General features: G+C 34.8%; 20 protein-coding genes and 3 tRNA genes. 12 read left to right on the top strand and 11 right to left on the bottom strand.

The window, feature by feature from the left end:
• Window positions 1-135 precede the first annotated feature (135 nt).
• From CLU83_RS00700 to tgt, 4 genes are all read right to left on the bottom strand, one after another.
• Window positions 136-1,089 (bottom strand): acetyl-CoA carboxylase carboxyltransferase subunit alpha, encoded by a 954-nt coding sequence (locus tag CLU83_RS00700; protein ID WP_100429845.1) that lies wholly within the window; start codon window positions 1,087-1,089, stop codon window positions 136-138.
• A 134-nt stretch (window positions 1,090-1,223) separates the two neighbouring features.
• The gene (locus CLU83_RS00695) at window positions 1,224-2,105 is read right to left on the bottom strand and encodes a DMT family transporter (RefSeq protein ID WP_100429844.1); all 882 of its coding nucleotides are present in this window, start codon (window positions 2,103-2,105) and stop codon (window positions 1,224-1,226) included.
• Window positions 2,092-3,180 carry an LptF/LptG family permease gene (locus CLU83_RS00690; RefSeq protein WP_100429843.1) on the bottom strand — a complete coding sequence of 363 codons (1,089 nt, stop codon included), beginning with the start codon at window positions 3,178-3,180 and terminating at the stop codon, window positions 2,092-2,094. The genes CLU83_RS00695 and CLU83_RS00690 overlap by 14 nt, the downstream gene beginning before the upstream one ends.
• A gap of 76 nt (window positions 3,181-3,256) precedes the next feature.
• Complete coding sequence (gene tgt / locus CLU83_RS00685; protein ID WP_100429842.1) at window positions 3,257-4,387, bottom strand: tRNA guanosine(34) transglycosylase Tgt; 1,131 nt, start codon at window positions 4,385-4,387, stop codon at window positions 3,257-3,259.
• Window positions 4,388-4,849: 462 nt separating this feature from the next.
• Here tgt and CLU83_RS00680 point away from each other — a divergent pair, with 462 nt between their 5' ends.
• From CLU83_RS00680 to CLU83_RS00665, 4 genes are all read left to right on the top strand, one after another.
• Entirely contained in the window at window positions 4,850-5,059 is a 210-nt protein-coding gene (locus CLU83_RS00680) for a rhodanese-like domain-containing protein (protein ID WP_100429841.1), read from the top strand.
• Between the two features lie 39 nt (window positions 5,060-5,098).
• Complete coding sequence (locus CLU83_RS00675) at window positions 5,099-5,413, top strand: rhodanese-like domain-containing protein (RefSeq protein ID WP_100429840.1); 315 nt, start codon at window positions 5,099-5,101, stop codon at window positions 5,411-5,413.
• Between the two features lie 317 nt (window positions 5,414-5,730).
• Window positions 5,731-6,585 (top strand): transketolase, encoded by an 855-nt coding sequence (locus CLU83_RS00670; protein ID WP_100429839.1) that lies wholly within the window; start codon window positions 5,731-5,733, stop codon window positions 6,583-6,585.
• Window positions 6,586-6,701: 116 nt separating this feature from the next.
• Window positions 6,702-7,655: a transketolase family protein gene (locus tag CLU83_RS00665; RefSeq protein ID WP_100429838.1), complete on the top strand. Its 954-nt coding sequence runs from the start codon at window positions 6,702-6,704 to the stop codon at window positions 7,653-7,655.
• A 226-nt stretch (window positions 7,656-7,881) separates the two neighbouring features.
• On the opposite strand, the gene CLU83_RS00660 is transcribed toward CLU83_RS00665, so the two are convergent.
• Window positions 7,882-8,832, bottom strand: a complete 951-nt coding sequence (locus CLU83_RS00660) for a hypothetical protein (RefSeq protein ID WP_100429837.1) — start codon at window positions 8,830-8,832, stop codon at window positions 7,882-7,884.
• A gap of 172 nt (window positions 8,833-9,004) precedes the next feature.
• Window positions 9,005-10,033, bottom strand: a complete 1,029-nt coding sequence (locus CLU83_RS00655; protein ID WP_100429836.1) for an FKBP-type peptidyl-prolyl cis-trans isomerase — start codon at window positions 10,031-10,033, stop codon at window positions 9,005-9,007.
• A gap of 78 nt (window positions 10,034-10,111) precedes the next feature.
• Here CLU83_RS00655 and CLU83_RS00650 point away from each other — a divergent pair, with 78 nt between their 5' ends.
• Complete coding sequence (locus CLU83_RS00650; RefSeq protein ID WP_100429835.1) at window positions 10,112-10,501, top strand: RNA-binding S4 domain-containing protein; 390 nt, start codon at window positions 10,112-10,114, stop codon at window positions 10,499-10,501.
• A gap of 91 nt (window positions 10,502-10,592) precedes the next feature.
• Entirely contained in the window at window positions 10,593-11,093 is a 501-nt protein-coding gene (locus CLU83_RS00645) for a phosphoribosyltransferase family protein (protein ID WP_100429834.1), read from the top strand.
• Here the strand turns inward: CLU83_RS00645 and CLU83_RS00640 are convergent.
• Window positions 11,085-11,603 (bottom strand): shikimate kinase, encoded by a 519-nt coding sequence (locus CLU83_RS00640; RefSeq protein WP_100429833.1) that lies wholly within the window; start codon window positions 11,601-11,603, stop codon window positions 11,085-11,087. The genes CLU83_RS00645 and CLU83_RS00640 overlap by 9 nt on opposite strands.
• Window positions 11,604-11,729: 126 nt before the next feature.
• Here CLU83_RS00640 and CLU83_RS00635 point away from each other — a divergent pair.
• The 3 genes from CLU83_RS00635 (at window position 11,730) to CLU83_RS00625 (ending at window position 12,038) form a co-directional block, all read left to right on the top strand.
• Window positions 11,730-11,802 (top strand) — tRNA-Lys (locus CLU83_RS00635).
• 38 nt (window positions 11,803-11,840) lie between these two features.
• Window positions 11,841-11,913, top strand: a tRNA-Lys gene (locus CLU83_RS00630).
• A 42-nt stretch (window positions 11,914-11,955) separates the two neighbouring features.
• Window positions 11,956-12,038, top strand: a tRNA-Leu gene (locus CLU83_RS00625).
• Between the two features lie 314 nt (window positions 12,039-12,352).
• Here the strand turns inward: CLU83_RS00625 and CLU83_RS00620 are convergent.
• The 4 genes from CLU83_RS00620 to CLU83_RS00605 all read right to left on the bottom strand — a co-directional run bounded on the left by CLU83_RS00620 (window position 12,353) and on the right by CLU83_RS00605 (window position 15,131).
• Window positions 12,353-13,306, bottom strand: a complete 954-nt coding sequence (locus tag CLU83_RS00620; RefSeq protein ID WP_198512334.1) for a transposase — start codon at window positions 13,304-13,306, stop codon at window positions 12,353-12,355.
• Window positions 13,307-13,328: 22 nt separating this feature from the next.
• Window positions 13,329-13,676 (bottom strand): transposase, encoded by a 348-nt coding sequence (locus CLU83_RS00615; protein ID WP_100429739.1) that lies wholly within the window; start codon window positions 13,674-13,676, stop codon window positions 13,329-13,331.
• 131 nt (window positions 13,677-13,807) lie between these two features.
• Window positions 13,808-14,761: a transposase gene (locus tag CLU83_RS00610; RefSeq protein ID WP_198512336.1), complete on the bottom strand. Its 954-nt coding sequence runs from the start codon at window positions 14,759-14,761 to the stop codon at window positions 13,808-13,810.
• Between the two features lie 22 nt (window positions 14,762-14,783).
• Window positions 14,784-15,131, bottom strand: a complete 348-nt coding sequence (locus CLU83_RS00605) for a transposase (protein ID WP_100429739.1) — start codon at window positions 15,129-15,131, stop codon at window positions 14,784-14,786.
• Window positions 15,132-15,660: 529 nt separating this feature from the next.
• Here CLU83_RS00605 and CLU83_RS00600 point away from each other — a divergent pair.
• The 3 genes from CLU83_RS00600 to CLU83_RS22350 all read left to right on the top strand — a co-directional run bounded on the left by CLU83_RS00600 (window position 15,661) and on the right by CLU83_RS22350 (window position 17,798).
• Window positions 15,661-16,128, top strand: a complete 468-nt coding sequence (locus CLU83_RS00600) for a response regulator (protein WP_100429831.1) — start codon at window positions 15,661-15,663, stop codon at window positions 16,126-16,128.
• A gap of 75 nt (window positions 16,129-16,203) precedes the next feature.
• On the top strand, window positions 16,204-16,365 hold the full coding sequence (locus CLU83_RS21970; RefSeq protein ID WP_157801958.1) for a hypothetical protein: 162 nt from the start codon (window positions 16,204-16,206) through the stop codon (window positions 16,363-16,365).
• 605 nt (window positions 16,366-16,970) lie between these two features.
• The gene (locus CLU83_RS22350) at window positions 16,971-17,798 is read left to right on the top strand and encodes an ATP-binding protein (RefSeq protein ID WP_232726923.1); all 828 of its coding nucleotides are present in this window, start codon (window positions 16,971-16,973) and stop codon (window positions 17,796-17,798) included.
• Window positions 17,799-18,054 lie beyond the last annotated feature (256 nt).

Here is an 18,054-nt window from a genome sequence, read left to right as displayed (position 1 = left end):
GAAAGTAACTAAAATTAAAAAAAAATCACAATTGAGTTATTACGATTTATTGTTTATAAATACTTCTTTTTTGTTTATAACCAAAAAAAAATCCGAAACGGTAAGGCTTCGGATTAAGATCTTAAAATTGGCTGTTTACTCTTTAAACTCCCCCATTTTACAGTATTTATCCATTCTCTGAGCGATTAAATCGGCTGTTGATAAGTCTTTCAATTCGTTATATCCCTTTAAGATGTACTGCTCTACCGTGGTAAAAGTAGTCTCTCTGTCATAATGAGCCCCCCCTAAAGGTTCTGGTATAATATCATCGACTAATTTTTGTTTTTTCATATCAGCTGAAGTCAATTTTAAGGCTTCGGCTGCCTGCTCTTTAAAATCCCAGCTTTTCCATAAGATAGACGAACAGGATTCTGGCGATATAACGGAATACCAAGTATTTTCCAACATATAAACTCGGTCTCCAACACCAATTCCTAATGCACCACCTGAAGCACCTTCACCTACAATAATTGTTATTACAGGCACTTTTAAAAGAACCATTTCAAAAATATTTCTTGCAATGGCTTCTCCCTGTCCGCGCTCTTCAGCTTCTAAACCTGGATAAGCACCCGGAGTATCTATTAAAGTTACAATTGGAATATTAAATTTTTCAGCCATTTTCATCAAACGCAGGGCTTTTCTGTATCCTTCAGGATTTGCCATCCCAAAATTTCTATATTGGCGTGTCTTGGTATTGAACCCTTTTTGCTGTCCTACAATCATAAAAGACTGTCCGCCAATTTTTCCTAAACCGCCAATCATGGCTTTATCATCTTTAAAACCTCTGTCGCCATGCATCTCTAAAAAAGTGTCTCCGCAAAGTCCTCTTATATGATCAAGCGTATAAGGTCTGCTTGGATGTCTTGATAATTGTACACGCTGCCAAGCGGTTAAGTTTTTGTAAATCTGCTTTTTGGTTTCCTCTAATTTTTTGTTGATCTGCTTACACGTATTGGTAACATCAACATCCGATTCTAAACCAATAACAACACATTTATCTAATTGCTCTTCAAGTTCTTTTATAGGAAGCTCAAAATCTAAATATTCCATAGGATTTGCGCGTATTTATTATTGTTCTTATTTTTTTGATTTGGAACTGCAAATATAAAATTTAATATCATTATACACTTATTTTTTTGTTCAAGTAGAAAAAATAGGTTTTTCAACAACAAAAAATCTTACAATTAATCTTCTTTTCTATAATGTTTTATGACACCGTTTAGAAGCACTGTAATTACAATTACAACAGCACCAATATAAAATTCTGTACTCATTTTTTCTTTTCCGCCAATGATAAAATAAGCCAGCACAATTCCGTAAACAGGCTCTAAATTAGTGGTTAACATCACCGTATATGGCGATAATCGGCGCATTACTTTTACCGAAGCCGTAAAGGCATAAGCAGTACAAACCGAAGCTAAAATTAAAATCAGAATCCAATTTTTAGCCGACATCACAAAATTTTCTACTGAGAAAGAACCTCGAAATAAAAAATAAATCGAGATGAAAATAAAACCTGCCAAAAACTCATAAAACGAAATTACCGAAGGATTATGATTCACAATTAACTTTCCGTTCATCAAAGTAAACAACACGCCTAATATAATGGAAATCAATGCCAATACCATTCCGTTCCAGTAATTAATCTCCACTTGCATAATCAGTCCTAAACCTGCAATAATGATTAACCCAAAAAACACTTCGTACCAAAGCACTTTTCTTCCATAAAATAAGGGTTCTAATAAGGATGCAAAGAATGCTCCTAATGAAAAAACCGACAAGGTAATGGATACCGTAGAGACTTTTATAGCTTCAAAAAAGAAAATCCAGTGCAATGCAATTAAAAGTCCCACAAACAGGAATTTCATTAAAACTTTGGGAGCAACTTTAAATGATTTTTTCTTTATGTAAAGAAAAAGAGCCAAAAAAAGAGCTGCAAAAAACATTCTGTACCAAACTAAAAATTCAGATTGTATCGTAATTAATGCTCCTAAAATTGCTGTAAACCCCCAAATAAAAACAATTAAATGTAAATTAAGGTAACTCTTTAAATTATCGTTTTGCATTTCGTAGTAGATAAACAGCTAATATTCCAAAAACTATATTAGGCAGCCAAACAGCCAAAAGTGGCGAAAAACTTGATTTTTCGGCTAGTACACCAAATATTTTATCAAAAAAGACAAATGAAAATGCTACTGCAATTCCAATAGCAAGATTGACTCCCATCCCTCCTCTTCGTTTCATTGAAGACACCGAAACGGCTATAATCGTTAATATAAATGCCGAAACGGGCACACTGTATTTTTTATATAAAACCACCAAATAAACATTGATATTAGAAGATCCTCGCTTTTTTTCCTTATCAATAAAAGCATTCAAATCTCCCAAACTCAGAGTTTCAGCGATATAAACCACTGGAGCCAGGTCTTCCAGATCAAAACTGAATTTCATCTTCTTTTCCGGTGCTTTTACAATCACATCATTTTCAGGACCAACAGTTCTTTTGGTAAAATCATACAGCGTATAGTTCTTTTCTTTAGGATTCCATTTGATTCTGCTGGCTGTGATTTTATATTCTAATTTTTCTTTTTTAAACCGTTCTAACGAAAAATTAAAAGCCATTTGAGACTCATTATTAAAGCTGTTTACATAGATAAACTCATTATCGCTTATCTGTCTGTACACATCAGTATTATCGCCCCGCATAAGTGCCTTACCATCATTCCGCAGATAGGTGTACCGGAAATTATTATACCCTTCACTGGAAACAGGAATAACCCAAAACCCCATCAGCAAAACGATAACTGATATGATAGAAGCTCCGATAATATAAGGCCTCATAAACCGCGTAAACGAAATACCTGAACTTAAAATGGCAATAATCTCAGTATCATTTGCCAGCTTGGAAGTAAACCAAATAACTGATATAAACAAGAATATCGGAAAGAGGTTATTCATAAAGTAAATCGTAAAATGATAATAATAAATGGCAATTTTTAAAACCGGCACCTGATTCTCAATCATTTTATTAATCTTCTCCGATATGTCTATAATCATTCCAATAGGAGCAAACAGCAAAAGCATCACCGCAAAAGTGGCTAAATATCTTTTTAAAATGTATTTGTCAATTATTGTCAGCATATTTTAAATGTATGAGTTATAAATTATGAATTATAAGTTAGCTTGTAGCAGCCCATAATCATAATTCATAATTATTTTAAAGTCTTTGGCTCATATTTTTCACCATCATTTCTTTCCAAGGCTTAAAATTGCTTGCCAAAATCTGTTTTCTGGCTTCACGAACTAACCACATATAAAAACCAAGATTGTGAATCGTCGCAATCTGTTTCCCTAAATATTCATTGGCGGCAAACAAGTGGCGTAAATAAGCTTTAGAATATTCCGTATCTACAAAGGTATAGCCCATTTCATCTATTGGAGAAAAATCAGCTTCCCATTTTTTGTTTTTTATATTAATCGTTCCGTTGGCCGTAAATAGCATCCCGTTTCTGGCGTTACGTGTAGGCATTACGCAGTCGAACATATCGATTCCAAGTGCGATATTCTCCAAAATATTAATCGGAGTTCCTACTCCCATCAAATAACGCGGTTTGTCTTCGGGAAGAATTTCACAGACCACTTCGGTCATTGCATACATCTCTTCCGCAGGCTCCCCTACCGAAAGTCCGCCAATCGCATTTCCCTGTTGGTTGGAATTCGCAATATATTCAGCCGATTGTTGTCGCAAATCCTTATAAGTACTTCCCTGTATAATTGGAAAAAAAGTCTGCTCATAACCATATTTAAAAGGCAATTTCTCCAAGTGATTAATACAGCGGTCCAGCCAGCGGTGCGTCATGTGCATCGAGCGCTGTGCATAACGGTAATCACAAGGGTAAGGTGTGCACTCATCAAAAGCCATAATGATATCAGCCCCAATAGTACGCTGAATTTCCATTACATTCTCAGGTGTAAAAAAGTGATAAGAGCCATCTATATGCGATTTAAATTTCACTCCTTCTTCCTTAATTTTACGGTTGGCCGAAAGAGAATACACTTGATATCCGCCAGAATCGGTCAAAATATTGCGGTCCCAATTCATGAATTTATGCAGTCCGCCCGCTTTTTCAAGAATCTCCGTTTGCGGACGCAAATATAAATGATATGTATTTCCAAGTATAATATCGGGGTTTATTTCTTCTTTCAATTCCCTTTGGTGCACCCCTTTTACCGAAGCAGCAGTCCCAACAGGCATAAAAATAGGCGTTTCGATAACACCGTGATCAGTAGTAATACTTCCCGCACGAGCTTTCGACTGCGGATCTGTTTTTAGTAAATCAAACTTCATATATGCTTTTTATCAGTCGGCAAAGATAGTCTAATTTAAAACCCGCATCAAAAAAAATATTTTACTCCAAATGAATGAAAAGCGGGTTCTTGACAACCAAAATTTAAATAGTTCCCTAAATAAAATTAGGAACATTTAGAAATGCCGAACCAAAATCTAAAATCTAAAATCCTTCTTGGGCGTGACCACAATAGAAAATGGCCCTAATTCTGTTTGCGCTTATATGGCCCATTCTCTATTGCGGTCGGGCTATCCATGCTGCTTTGGCACCTTATTTCTATCCCTCACGCAAAAAAACTGCACAGCCAGCTCTTTAGTTTTATTCATTTTTAAAATTTATTATTATGTAACAAAAGTTACAGTGCATCCTTAGAATTCATATTAATTTCGCAGTATAAAACAATACCTACTTAAAGCAAACACTATGACTTTAGAAGAAAGAAATAAAAAAAGCAAAGCACAATTATAGACGTAAGAACCAGAGAGGAATTCAGCGGTGGACACGTTGCTGGGTCGATTAATATTCCATTGAATGAAATTCAGGAACGATTTGAAGAACTAAAAAACCTAAAATCGCCGTTGATTCTTTGCTGTGCCTCCAGAAACCGAAGCGGACAAGCCCAGCATTATCTTTCTCAAAAAGAAATCGACTGTCACAATGGAGGTTCATAGCTGGATGTCAATTATTATCAATCAAAATACTAAATAAAAATGCTAAATAAACTAAAAAAAATATTCGGTTTCGGGGCAACTGTCAATTATGCCAAACTAGTAAAACAAGGTGGTATTATCCTAGATGTACGAAGCAAAGCAGAATATGCCGGCGGGCATATAGAAGGTTCCTTAAATATCCCCGTGGATATTTTGCAAAATAGTTTATCTCAGTTGAAAGACAAAAACAAACCCATTATCACTTGCTGCGCATCAGGTATGCGAAGCGCATCGGCTAAAAGCGTTCTAAAAACTCATGGCTACACCAATGTTCACAATGGTGGTGGATGGAGCAGTCTGAGGAATAAAATATAAATGAATTGGTGTTTTTAATTCACTAAACATCTGAATTCCATGGTTTGCGTGAGGGATAGAAATAAGCTACCAAAGTAGCGCGGATAGCCCGACACCATTATAAAAAGGGGCGACTAAGCGGCATTCTTGGTTAGCCCCTTTTTATAATGGTGACATGCCCACATAATTTGAAAAACGGAATGCATTAGGGTTTTAAATTTTACTCAATTTTTGAGTTTGTTGTTGAAATTGTCTTTACTGTTGAAATTGCCTCTGAAATCATTTGTCTTACGGTAAAAAAAAATTACTTTTGCAGCAGTTTAACTTTTACACACAAAATGAAGCCTAACACACAACAATTAAACGATTTAACTATCCAAGTAAGAAGAGATATTCTTCGAATGGTTCACGCTGTTAATTCAGGTCACCCAGGAGGGTCTCTTGGCTGCACCGAATTTCTAGTGGCCTTGTACCAAAATCTTATGGACCGCAAGGAAGGATTTGACATGGACGGAATTGGAGAAGATTTATTCTTCCTTTCAAATGGGCATATTTCACCTGTATTTTACAGCGTTTTGGCAAGAAGCGGTTATTTCCCGGTTAAGGAATTAGCAACTTTCCGTTTGATCAACTCAAGATTGCAAGGACACCCTACAACTCATGACAATTTACCTGGAGTACGTATTGCTTCTGGTTCATTGGGACAAGGATTATCTGTTGCAATTGGTGCGGCTCAGGCTAAAAAATTGAACAATTGCAGCCATATCGTTTACACGCTACACGGTGACGGTGAGCTGCAGGAAGGCCAAAACTGGGAAGCGATTATGTATGCATCTGCAAAAAATGTAGATAATCTTATTGCAACTGTTGACCTTAATGGAAAGCAAATTGACGGTACTACCGACGAAGTATTGGCAATGGGAAGCATTCGCGCTAAATTCGAAGCTTTTGACTGGGAGGTTATCGAAATTACCAAAGGAAATGATATTGAAGCTATCATTGGAGGAATGAATGAAGCAAAAGCAAGAACCGGAAAAGGAAAACCAATTTGCGTATTACTTCATACTGAAATGGGTAACGGTGTAGATTATATGATGTACAGTCATGCTTGGCATGGTAAAGCACCAAATGATGCTCAGCTTGCAAATGCTTTAGAACAAAATTATAATACTGGAGGTAATACAGATTATTAATCCCCACCTAGCCTCCCCAAAGGAGAGGAACAGCTACAGATTGATAAAATAAAAAATATAAAACCCTATTCACCCTAATAGGAATTCCCCTCCTTCGGAGGGGTTAGGGGAGGAAAATGAAAAAATATATAAATACAGGAAGTAAAGACACCCGCTCAGGTTTTGGAGTGGGAATGACTGAATTAGGTCAAAAGAATGAAAACGTAGTGGCACTTTGTGCTGATTTGATCGGATCATTAAAATTTGATGATTTCAAGAAAAATCACCCAGAGCGTTTTTTCCAAATCGGAATTGCTGAAGCAAACATGATTGGAATTGCTGCAGGACTAACTATTGGCGGAAAAATTCCATTCACTGGAACTTTTGCTAACTTTTCGACAGGAAGAGTTTATGACCAAATTCGTCAATCTGTTGCTTATTCAGAGAAAAACGTAAAAATCTGTGCTTCTCACGCTGGATTGACTCTTGGAGAAGATGGTGCTACTCACCAAATCCTTGAAGACATCGGATTAATGAAAATGCTGCCTGGAATGACCGTAATCAACACTTGCGATCACAATCAAACTAAAGCGGCTACATTAGCGCTTGCTGACCACCACGGTCCAGCTTATTTGCGTTTTGGACGTCCAGTAGTGCCTAACTTTATGCCAGCTGACGAACCATTCATCATTGGAAAAGCTATTATGCTTAACGAAGGTACTGATGTAACGATTGTTGCTACAGGACATTTAGTTTGGGAAGCTTTAGTTGCTGCAGAAGCTTTGGAAGCCAAAGGGATCTCTGCCGAAGTAATCAATATCCACACTATTAAACCATTGGACGAAGAAGCCATTCTAAAATCATTGGCTAAAACCAAATGCGTTGTTACTGCCGAAGAGCACAACATTCTTGGAGGTCTTGGAGAAAGCATTTCTAGAGTATTAGCATTACACCAGCCAGCTCCACAAGAGTTTGTAGCAGTTAATGACAGCTTTGGAGAATCTGGAACTCCTGAGCAATTAATGGAGAAATACAAATTGAACAATCAAGCGATTGTTGAAGCTGTAGAAAGAGTGATCAAAAGAAAGTAATCTTTCGTCATAAATACTTAAAATCCCATCTCGTTATAAAAAATGAGATGGGATTTTTTTTATGATTATTATTGCTGTTTTATATTTGTAAACTACTTTTTAGATACCTTTTTGAGTTCATTTATACTGCTCACTTTCATCCAGAATAGAATTAGGTGCTCGCTTTGTCCAGAATATCTATTTTGTAATTTTAAAAAAATAATTTCGCTACAATATAATTATTTCACTAATACCAAGACAAATTTACCAAGAAGCCAACACTTGCAGTTCCGGATCTAACAGTTGAATTATAAGTACCACTTAAAGAGAAATTCGTGTAAGTTATAACATATGGAGCTTTCCATCCCCAATTTGCAATAAGCTCAGTATGTACACCGCTAAAAGAGGCGGCATAAACATAAGAAGTTACTAAATCATAACCTGTATAAGGACTACAACTACTACAGGATAAAACATTGGTTTCAATACTTCGGTAATTATTTGCTTGCTTCCATTTACAGCTAAAAGTTGAACAAGAACGATATTGCAATGTTGATCTTAAAAACATTTTACTACTTGAAACTTGATCATCAAGCACTATAGTTTCATTAAATAAATCAACTACAAGTCTAAGTCTTGATCCATCTAAGGTTTGTTCTTCAGTTACAAATGTTTTAACTCTGTTTTCGTTAGGAATAACTCCTCTACCCGATAAATTCTTATTTAAATTCGATAAGCTAATTACTTGACCAAAACTCTTTAATTTATCTTTTCTACTTTTTAGCTCAACAGTCGTTTTATTCAAATCATTTTCAGTCAATAAATAAAACTTACTTTCTTCTAACCACAATACATTTTCACCAATTTTAACTTTTGATTCATTATTCAAAATTGCCTTCATAGCATCCGAATATATAATTCTAGAGTTAGATAAATTCTCTTCCTGCATAACTAGTGAATCACTAGATGAATTCAATAATGAATTCACCTTTTTGGCTGAAATCCATTTTTGAAGTTCAGAACTATTCATTTTTGATAGTTCTGAATATTCTTTAACAAAAGATTTTTCATCTTTAAAAGTCATTATTCCATCCAATACAGAAGATGTTGATGTAGCTACTGGTGTAACCGATTCATTTTGATCTTGACTACAAGACGCGAAAACAATTGTAATCAATACGATAAATAATTTTTTCATTTTTTTAAATAATTTAAGTTTAATCCTGCAAACATATTGAATATAAATCAAAATGAAAGAAAAAAACTAAATATTTAAAAAAAAAAAAAACTATTCTTACTTTAATGAAACAAAAGCACAAAAAAAAGGTTCCTCATAAAATCATGAGAAACCTTTTTTGAAATGAATTTTACTATTGACTCATTTTGTGGCATTCTTTATCTAGATGTCGCTTTTTCTTTATATCAGTAGGTATTTTTCCATCACAATCTGGAATTAAATCAAATGGATAATAATTTCCATTAGCATCCTTAACTTCTCCTCTTGTGGCATAATTATCGCCATCATCGTCAAAATCAAAGAAATCTGGAATTCCATCTTTATCGGTATCATCTGGATTAACAGCTCCCTCTGGCAACTCTGCTGTTGTCCACATATAACCATCCCCATCCCCATCTTCCTGATAAGACAATACACCATCTGGAGTTGATACAAATGAAGTACCATTAAACGTATAATCCAAGTCAGAACGTTTAATTTTATATAATTTAAAACTAAACACTAATGGCGCATAAGCCGGTATAGTTCCTTTTCCTGTGTTGTAATATGCTAACCCTGAAGGAATAAACATCACTCCTGCCCCAAAATTTGTATACTTGACGGTACCATCTGGATTTGAAACGGCTTCACCGGATTTAAATTGCGGAAAAATTTCTTTCCACCCTCTCAGATAACCAAATAAATTTACAAATGTCTGTGGAAATATTACCTCTTCAAATTGTGTAGAAGTAATAATTGTAACATTATCAGTCGTTGTCTCAGCAAGATATTTCCCATTGTACGAGGTAAATACATCATCTACATTACACGGTTTTTGACCAGTCCCTTCACGCAAAACTAAATAATAAAGCGTATATTTAATACCATGGAGCTCAACAATTCTATTTTTTAAGGCATATACTTTTTGATCCCAAATTGAAACTGTATGATCAGCATCCAATTTAGCTATTGTAACATCCTGATCTTTTGTTTCACCAGAAGCATTTACAACTGTTATATAGTTTGTTTTTAAATAGGTTTCTATCAGCTTACTTTCTATCTCATACTGTTCAGCATAAGGTTTTGGTGGGATTACGGGTATATCATCATTCTTATCCTTAGAACAAGAAACTATTCCAATCATTGCAATCAATAAAATAAAATAAAACTTAATTTTGCTCATTATAGGTGCGGTTTAAGTCGCAAATATACATTAATGATTTACTTTTGTAAAGTATTTAACTCCGATTTTAGAAAATTCATGAGAATAGACAAATATTTATGGTGCGTTCGGTATTACAAAACCAGAAATATGGTTACCGAAGCTTGCAAAAAAAACCATATCACAGTAAATGGTATTGTTGCCAAGCCTTCAAAAGAAGTTTTTCCTACTGATAAAATTACTTTTAGGAAAGACCAAATTACACAAATCATCACCGTATTGGACATTCCCGAAAACCGGGTAGGAGCAAAACTTGTTGATATTTACAGAAAAAACGAAACTCCTGCTGAGGCTTATGCTCACTTAGAATTATTAAAATTATCAAAAGAGCATTATAGAAAAACCGGAACCGGAAGACCCACCAAAAAAGACCGAAGAGATATTGATGAATTTGGAAACGACATTCCTGATGAAGATGAAACAGATTAAAATTCTCCTTTAAATTTCTGGCTTAGAACCTGAATTAATGACCTCAATTTCGTCTAACTTTTTTATCTTTGAAAAAACTAAATAATACGCCATGAGCAAAAACATAATTCTTACCAACCAGCAAATAGAACATACCACCAAAAGAATAGCATACCAAATCTATGAAACTTTTGTTGAGGAAGAAGAAATTGTGATTGCCGGAATTACGGACAATGGCTTTGTTTTTGCCGAACGAATTGCTCAAGCATTAAGCACTATTTCAGCTATCAAAATTTCACTCTGCGAAGTTCATACTGACAAACAAAATCCTGAAATGCCAATAACTACCTCTTTAACAAAAGAAGAATACAGCAACAAAGGATTAGTGCTGGTAGATGACGTATTGAGTTCTGGAACTACGTTAATATATGCTGTAAAACATTTTTTAGATGTTCCTTTAAAAAAGTTTAAAACCGTTGTTCTTGTCGATAGAAACCACAAAAAATTCCCGATTAAAGCCGATTTTAAAGGAATATCACTTTCTACTTCCCTATTAGAGCACGTTGACGTTGTTTTTGACAACGATGGCAACAGTTATGCCAGCCTAAGCTAATAGATTCAAAATATCTTTTACCGTTTCCTCAATGGTTTTACCATCAACATTCACTTTATGCTGTGCGTGATTGTAATAAAAACTTCTGTCAAAAAGATGCTTGGCAATAAACTCCTTCATCTCCTCATTATTTTTATCCGCAATAAGCGGTCTTTTGCTCTTATTAGCCACCAATCTGTTAAATAATGTATCAATAGATGCTTTTAAATAAACAGAGACTACGCCCTCTCCTATTAACAACTCATGATTATTGGCATAACAAGGTGTTCCTCCTCCTAAACCTATAATGATTTCATCGGGCGAATTTAATAATTCCAAAAAATAAGTGTGTTCTAATTTCCGAAAATGGATTTCTCCCTGGCTTTCAAAAATCTCTTTTATGGACATTTTTACTTTTTTTTCGATGTATTCATCCAAATCAATATATGGAATGGAGACGATTCCCGAAAGTTTTTGAGCAATTGTAGACTTACCACAACCCATATAACCTAATAATATAATTTTTTTCATTTGAATAAGACCTTACATACTAAGGCGTTAAGAGTTTTAATTAAAAAAAGACAAATTTATAATAAAATTACTTGGAAACTTCGAAAAAAAGTCCCTATATTTGCACCCGCATTCAAGAAACGAAATGACTCGATAGCTCAGTTGGTAGAGCACATCACTTTTAATGATGGGGTCCTGGGTTCGAGCCCCAGTCGGGTCACAAATTATGTGATCAAAGCATAAGTTTTTTGAAGCAATGACTCGATAGCTCAGTTGGTAGAGCACATCACTTTTAATGATGGGGTCCTGGGTTCGAGCCCCAGTCGGGTCACAAAAGGTTGAGTAATTATTTACTTGACCTTTTCTTTTTTAAGACCACGTGGAGAAACGGTAGACTTGCCATCTTGAGGGGGTGGTGCTCGTAAGGGCGTGTGGGTTCAAATCCCACCGTGGTCACTTGATGGGACAAAGAAGAAATATCTTTCCTTGTCCCATTTTTATTTGGGTCTAAACCATTGTTAATCACGTAGATTATCCTCACAACTTCATTAATCCTAGTGATTCGAAACTCATTTTCATGAATTGTGAAATTTTCAGGAAAAATCGAACCAATCAAATCTCTGGATTTCGTCAATTCTTCTGTATTCCAGCATTTAAGTAACCATTCCGAACTAAATACTAAACATTTTGTGTAAACTAACTCAACATCAAATGTGTTTCGGATCAGGAGCAAAAGTTGGGGATTATGGATCAGGAGCAAAAGTTGGGGATTATGCAAAAAGATTGGATAATCTGAATAAGAAGAAATCTATATTTCTCACTCCTCTAAACTGACTTCTAAAAGCTTTTATTTTTGCATTGAAAGATTCGGCAGAAGCATTTGTGCTTCTATTGTCAAAATAGTTTAAAATTGACTGGTAGTTAAAAGTTATAGTATTGAGCAGAATATTAAAGTTTTTAAAGCCTGATTCCTCTACATTTCTATACCAATGCGCCAGTTTGGTCATGGCAATGTGTTTGTCATTGTTGTTATTGTAAATCCCTCGAAGTTGTTGATTTAGATTATATGCTGTCTTTATATCGGGGTATAATTCAAATAACATTTGAGCCCTTTCTTTTTGATTTTCAGTCCATTTTTCGCGAGATTTATAGAGTAGATACCTGCTTCTGGCCAAAAGTTGTTTTAGAGAATCTCCATTAGGCAAGAGCTCTGGGATATATGTTTTATTCTCTCTTTTTGCCTGCAATATCAATTGATTCTCAAAATCCATAGCTTCCCATCGATGCTTGATTCTAATCTCTTGTAAAGCTTCCAATGCTAATTTTTGAACATGAAACCTATCGGTCACTTGTATTGCTTTTGGAAAGCATCTCTTAGAGATTAGTTTCATGGAATTAGCCATGTCAAGTGTTATCTCTTTGACACAGCTCCTCTTCTTATAATCAATCTTACTGATGTGTTCTATAACCTGATCAGCCTTGGTTCCAGCAACAATAGCAACTAATGAACCTTTTTTGCCTTTGAATTTCTTGTTGGTTACAATAGTATAAAGTTCACCCTGAGATAAAGCTACTTCGTCAATTGATAAATGAGTACCTATATTTTCAGGATAAACAATCCATTGATGTGCATGTTCTCGTGGATCCCAAGTATTAAAGGAACTCAAGTGCTTTTTGTATTGTCTTTGGAGCTTCTTTCCGTTTACTCCGAAAAAACCTCCAATGGTATGACAATCGGTAGCGCTGTTATCTATTAATTTCTTTTAAAAAAGCCGCAAACTCTTGAGTCATGCGGGTTCCTTTGGCAACTAAATTCCAATCTCTTTTAATAATTTCTCCTGTGGTTTTATTAGTCCAGCGACGTCTTTTGATATGCAAATACACAAACTTACCTCTTAGAGGAAAATCCTGAATAGTGATCTCATCCAAAAAGCCCTTTGATACCAGTTCAAATGTATTAAACTCTTGTGGAGGCTTAATTTTTTCCTCAAAATACAAGTGTAATATTTCTTCTGTATTAGTAGTAGAAACCACTTCAAAGTGGTCTACTAAAAAATCAGGCAGCATCAATTTTAAAAGGTCAATAGGAGTCATCTCAAATTATAAGATTACAAAGTTCTTATTTTATTTTAACATTTCCTCCCCAGGTTTTGTTCTTGATCCTGTGTTTCTTGACTTCCAATTGGATCAGGAGCAAAAGTTGGATCAGGAGCAAAAGTTGGGGATTATGCAAAAAGATTGGATAATCTGAATAAGAAGAAATCTATATTTCTCACTCCTCTAAACTGACTTCTAAAAGCTTTTATTTTTGCATTGAAAGATTCGGCAGAAGCATTTGTGCTTCTATTGTCAAAATAGTTTAAAATTGACTGGTAGTTAAAAGTTATAGTATTGAGCAGAATATTAAAGTTTTTAAAGCCTGATTCCTCTACATTTCTATACCAATGCGCCAGTTTGGTCATGGCAATGTGTTTGTCATTGTTGTTATTGTAAATCCCTCGAAGTTGTTGATTTAGATTATATGCTGTCTTTATATCGGGGTATAATTCAAATAACATTTGAGCCCTTTCTTTTTGATTTTCAATCCATTTTTCGCGAGATTTATAGAGTAGATACCTGCTTCTGGCCAAAAGTTGTTTTAGAGAATCTCCATTAGGCAAGAGCTCTGGGATATATGTTTTATTCTCTCTTTTTGCCTGCAATATCAATTGATTCTCAAAATCCATAGCTTCCCATCGATGCTTGATTCTAATCTCTTGTAAAGCTTCCAATGCTAATTTTTGAACATGAAACCTATCGGTCACTTGTATTGCTTTTGGAAAGCATCTCTTAGAGATTAGTTTCATGGAATTAGCCATGTCAAGTGTTATCTCTTTGACACAGCTCCTCTTCTTATAATCAATCTTACTGATGTGTTCTATAACCTGATCAGCCTTGGTTCCAGCAACAATAGCAACTAATGAACCTTTTTTGCCTTTGAATTTCTTGTTGGTTACAATAGTATAAAGTTCACCCTGAGATAAAGCTACTTCGTCAATTGATAAATGAGTACCTATATTTTCAGGATAAACAATCCATTGATGTGCATGTTCTCGTGGATCCCAAGTATTAAAGGAACTCAAGTGCTTTTTGTATTGTCTTTGGAGCTTCTTTCCGTTTACTCCGAAAAAACCTCCAATGGTATGACAATCGGTAGCGCTGTTATCTATTAATTTCTTTTAAAAAAGCCGCAAACTCTTGAGTCATGCGGGTTCCTTTGGCAACTAAATTCCAATCTCTTTTAATAATTTCTCCTGTGGTTTTATTAGTCCAGCGACGTCTTTTGATATGCAAATACACAAACTTACCTCTTAGAGGAAAATCCTGAATAGTGATCTCATCCAAAAAGCCCTTTGATACCAGTTCAAATGTATTAAACTCTTGTGGAGGCTTAATTTTTTCCTCAAAATACAAGTGTAATATTTCTTCTGTATTAGTAGTAGAAACCACTTCAAAGTGGTCTACTAAAAAATCAGGCAGCATCAATTTTAAAAGGTCAATAGGAGTCATCTCAAATTATAAGATTACAAAGCTCTTATTTTATTGTAACATTTCCTCCCAAGGTTTTGTTCTTGATCCTTCCAATTCGAAAGAATTAAGTAGTCTTTTAGTTACTTTATGTAAAATTGGCAAAAACAGCTTAAAGTACCCTTAAGTATTGACCGATAAGAGTTAGCTTTAAAATTTGTTAAACAAATAGGTTAAACCTTCCTAAATTTAAGAGAAAATTAAGAAAAAAGGCTATTTAAACCGATATTCACTTCGATTATGATATAGCTAAACTCATTTATTCTATTGAATACTTTCTTTTTCGGCTATTAAATATCGGTTTTTACCGAAATAAAATAAAGATAGCAATTTATAGCGTACATTCACTGATACAAAATTCATATATTGTGAAACAACATAAAATTACCCCCCTCCCAGAATTTTTAAGGATTTACAGCGTACGTCTTCCTCTTGGAGAGAAAAAACAAAACATTTTTTTATTTAACAATTTCGTTGCAATTACTTTTGCAGAGTGTTTAAATTAATTACCGTGACAACTAAACAACAACATACCCTTCTTAATATCCTGCTTGTAGATGATGATATAGATGACATTTATTTTTTTGATATCGCATTGAAAGAATTACCAGTCTCCGCCCATCTTACAATAGTTAACGATGGAGAACAACTTATGAATTACCTTTCTGAAAATTTAGAACATCTTCCTGATATTCTCTTTCTCGACCTCAATATGCCCCGCAAAAATGGTTTCGAATGTTTAGAAGAAATAAGGCTCATCGAAAAATTAAAACACCTCCCTATAATTATTTTCTCTACCTCCTTTGAACAAGGGGTTGTGAACATACTTTACAAAAATGGGGCGCAATATTTTATTCGCAAGCCTTCTGACTTTTCACAATTCAAAAAATTAATTCACCAATCTCTTATATTTGTACTGCAAGGAAATATTTCACAACCGACCAGAGAAAAATTTGTACTCACAATAGAAAACAGTTGATTATTGAGAGAGTGTTTTAACCTTATAGGTGACCAACCTTTGGTACAAAAAAACAAAAAAATAGCGAGATAGGATATGAATAAAATAAAACAAATAGATGTAGATGAGTTAATCATTGCTCGCAAAGAACTTGCTCTTCAAAAAGAAGAGAATGAGAAGTTGATAGCAGAGTTAATCTCTGCTCGCAAAGAACTTGCTTTTCAAAAAAAGAAAAAGGGAAACGTGCAGAGGAGCTAGGCATCGCCAACAAAGAACTTGTTTTTCAAGACGAAGAGAAAGAAAAACGAGCAGTAGAGTTAGGCATTGCCAACAAAGAGCTTGTTTTTCAAGACGAAGAGAAAGAAAAACGAGCAGATGAATTAAGTATTGCCAACAAAGAGCTTATTTTTCAAAACGATGAGAAAGAAAAACGAGCAATAGAATTAAGCATTGCAAACAAAGAACTTATCTTTCAAAACGATGAAAAAGAAAAACGCGCTGCAGAGTTAAACATTGCCAACAAAGAACTGGCGTTTCAAAACGATGAGAAAGAAAAACGCGCAGCAGAGTTAGTCATTGCCAACAAAGAACTGGCTTTTCAAAACAATGAGAAAGGAAAACGGGCAGACGAATTAATTATTGCCAATAGAGAACTTGCTTTTCAAAGCGAAGAGAAAGAAAAACGGGCAGCAGAATTAAGCATTGCTAATATAGAACTGGCATTTCAAAACGATGAGAAGGGAAAACGAGCAGACGAATTAACCATTGCTAATAAAGAACTGGCTTTTCAAAACGAAGAGAAAGAAAAACGGGTAGCGGAGAAAGAAAAACGAGCAATAGAGTTAGGCATTGCCTATAAAGAATTGGCATTTCAAAACAATGAGAAAGAAAAACGAGCAGCAGAGTTAAGCATTGCTAACATAGAACTGGCATTTCAAAACAATGAGAAAGAAAAACGAGCAGCAGAATTAGTCATTGCCAACAAAGAACTACTGGCATTTACTTATGTATCAAGTCATGATTTGCAGGAGCCATTACGCAAAATACAAACTTTCGTCACAATCATACAAGAAGAAGAAAGTAGAAATCTATCTGAGAAAGGCAAATATAATTTCCAGCGAATGCAATTAACAGCAGGAAGAATGCAACAACTCATTGACGATTTACTTGCCTTCTCACGTATAAGCACCACCGAACTCAAATTTGAAAAAACCGAACTCAATATAATTATAGAAAACGTAAAAATCGAACTAAAAGATACTATTCAGGAAAAACGCGCAACCATCGAAGCCACCGAACTCTGCCCTACCAACATTATCCCTTTTCAGTTTCGCCAGCTCATGTATAACCTCATAAGCAATGCACTCAAATTTTCAAACCCCAAAATACCATCACGCATAATAATAAAAAGCAAAATTGTAAAAGGGAGTGAATTAAATAATGAAAAGCTCTCACGCATAAAAAATTATTGCCATATCACTATCAAAGACAATGGCATCGGCTTCGAACCCCATTTCAGCGAACGTATTTTTGGAGTATTCCAAAAACTTCATGCCAAAGATATGTATGCAGGCACAGGAATCGGACTTGCCATTGTAAAAAAAATAGTAGAGAATCACAATGGTATAATCACCGCAAAGAGTGAATTAAACAAAGGGGCAACATTTGACATTTACATTCCTGCTGCATAATCAAAATCGAATATGGCCTATTGTTAGTAAAAAAAACCAAACTTTAGTTCGATGGCTATTTTAGAACAGCACCCCTATATCCCAAAAATATAAATTTTAAAGTTTAATCAAAGCAAAGGTTCAAGAAACTTAAAAAGCGAATAAATATTTGATTGTTAAATGAGTATATATACGTATACTTAGAGATTCTACCGCCAATTGTGTGGGTGAAAAAAATAGATTCCGTTTAATTCGAAGTTAAACTTATAGTATCTTT

The sequence above is a fragment of the Flavobacterium sp. 1 genome (genome assembly GCF_002797935.1).
Lineage (GTDB): Bacteria > Bacteroidota > Bacteroidia > Flavobacteriales > Flavobacteriaceae > Flavobacterium.
Note: the sequence above shows the minus strand (reverse complement) of the source record. Positions and strands in the feature narration are given on the sequence as shown.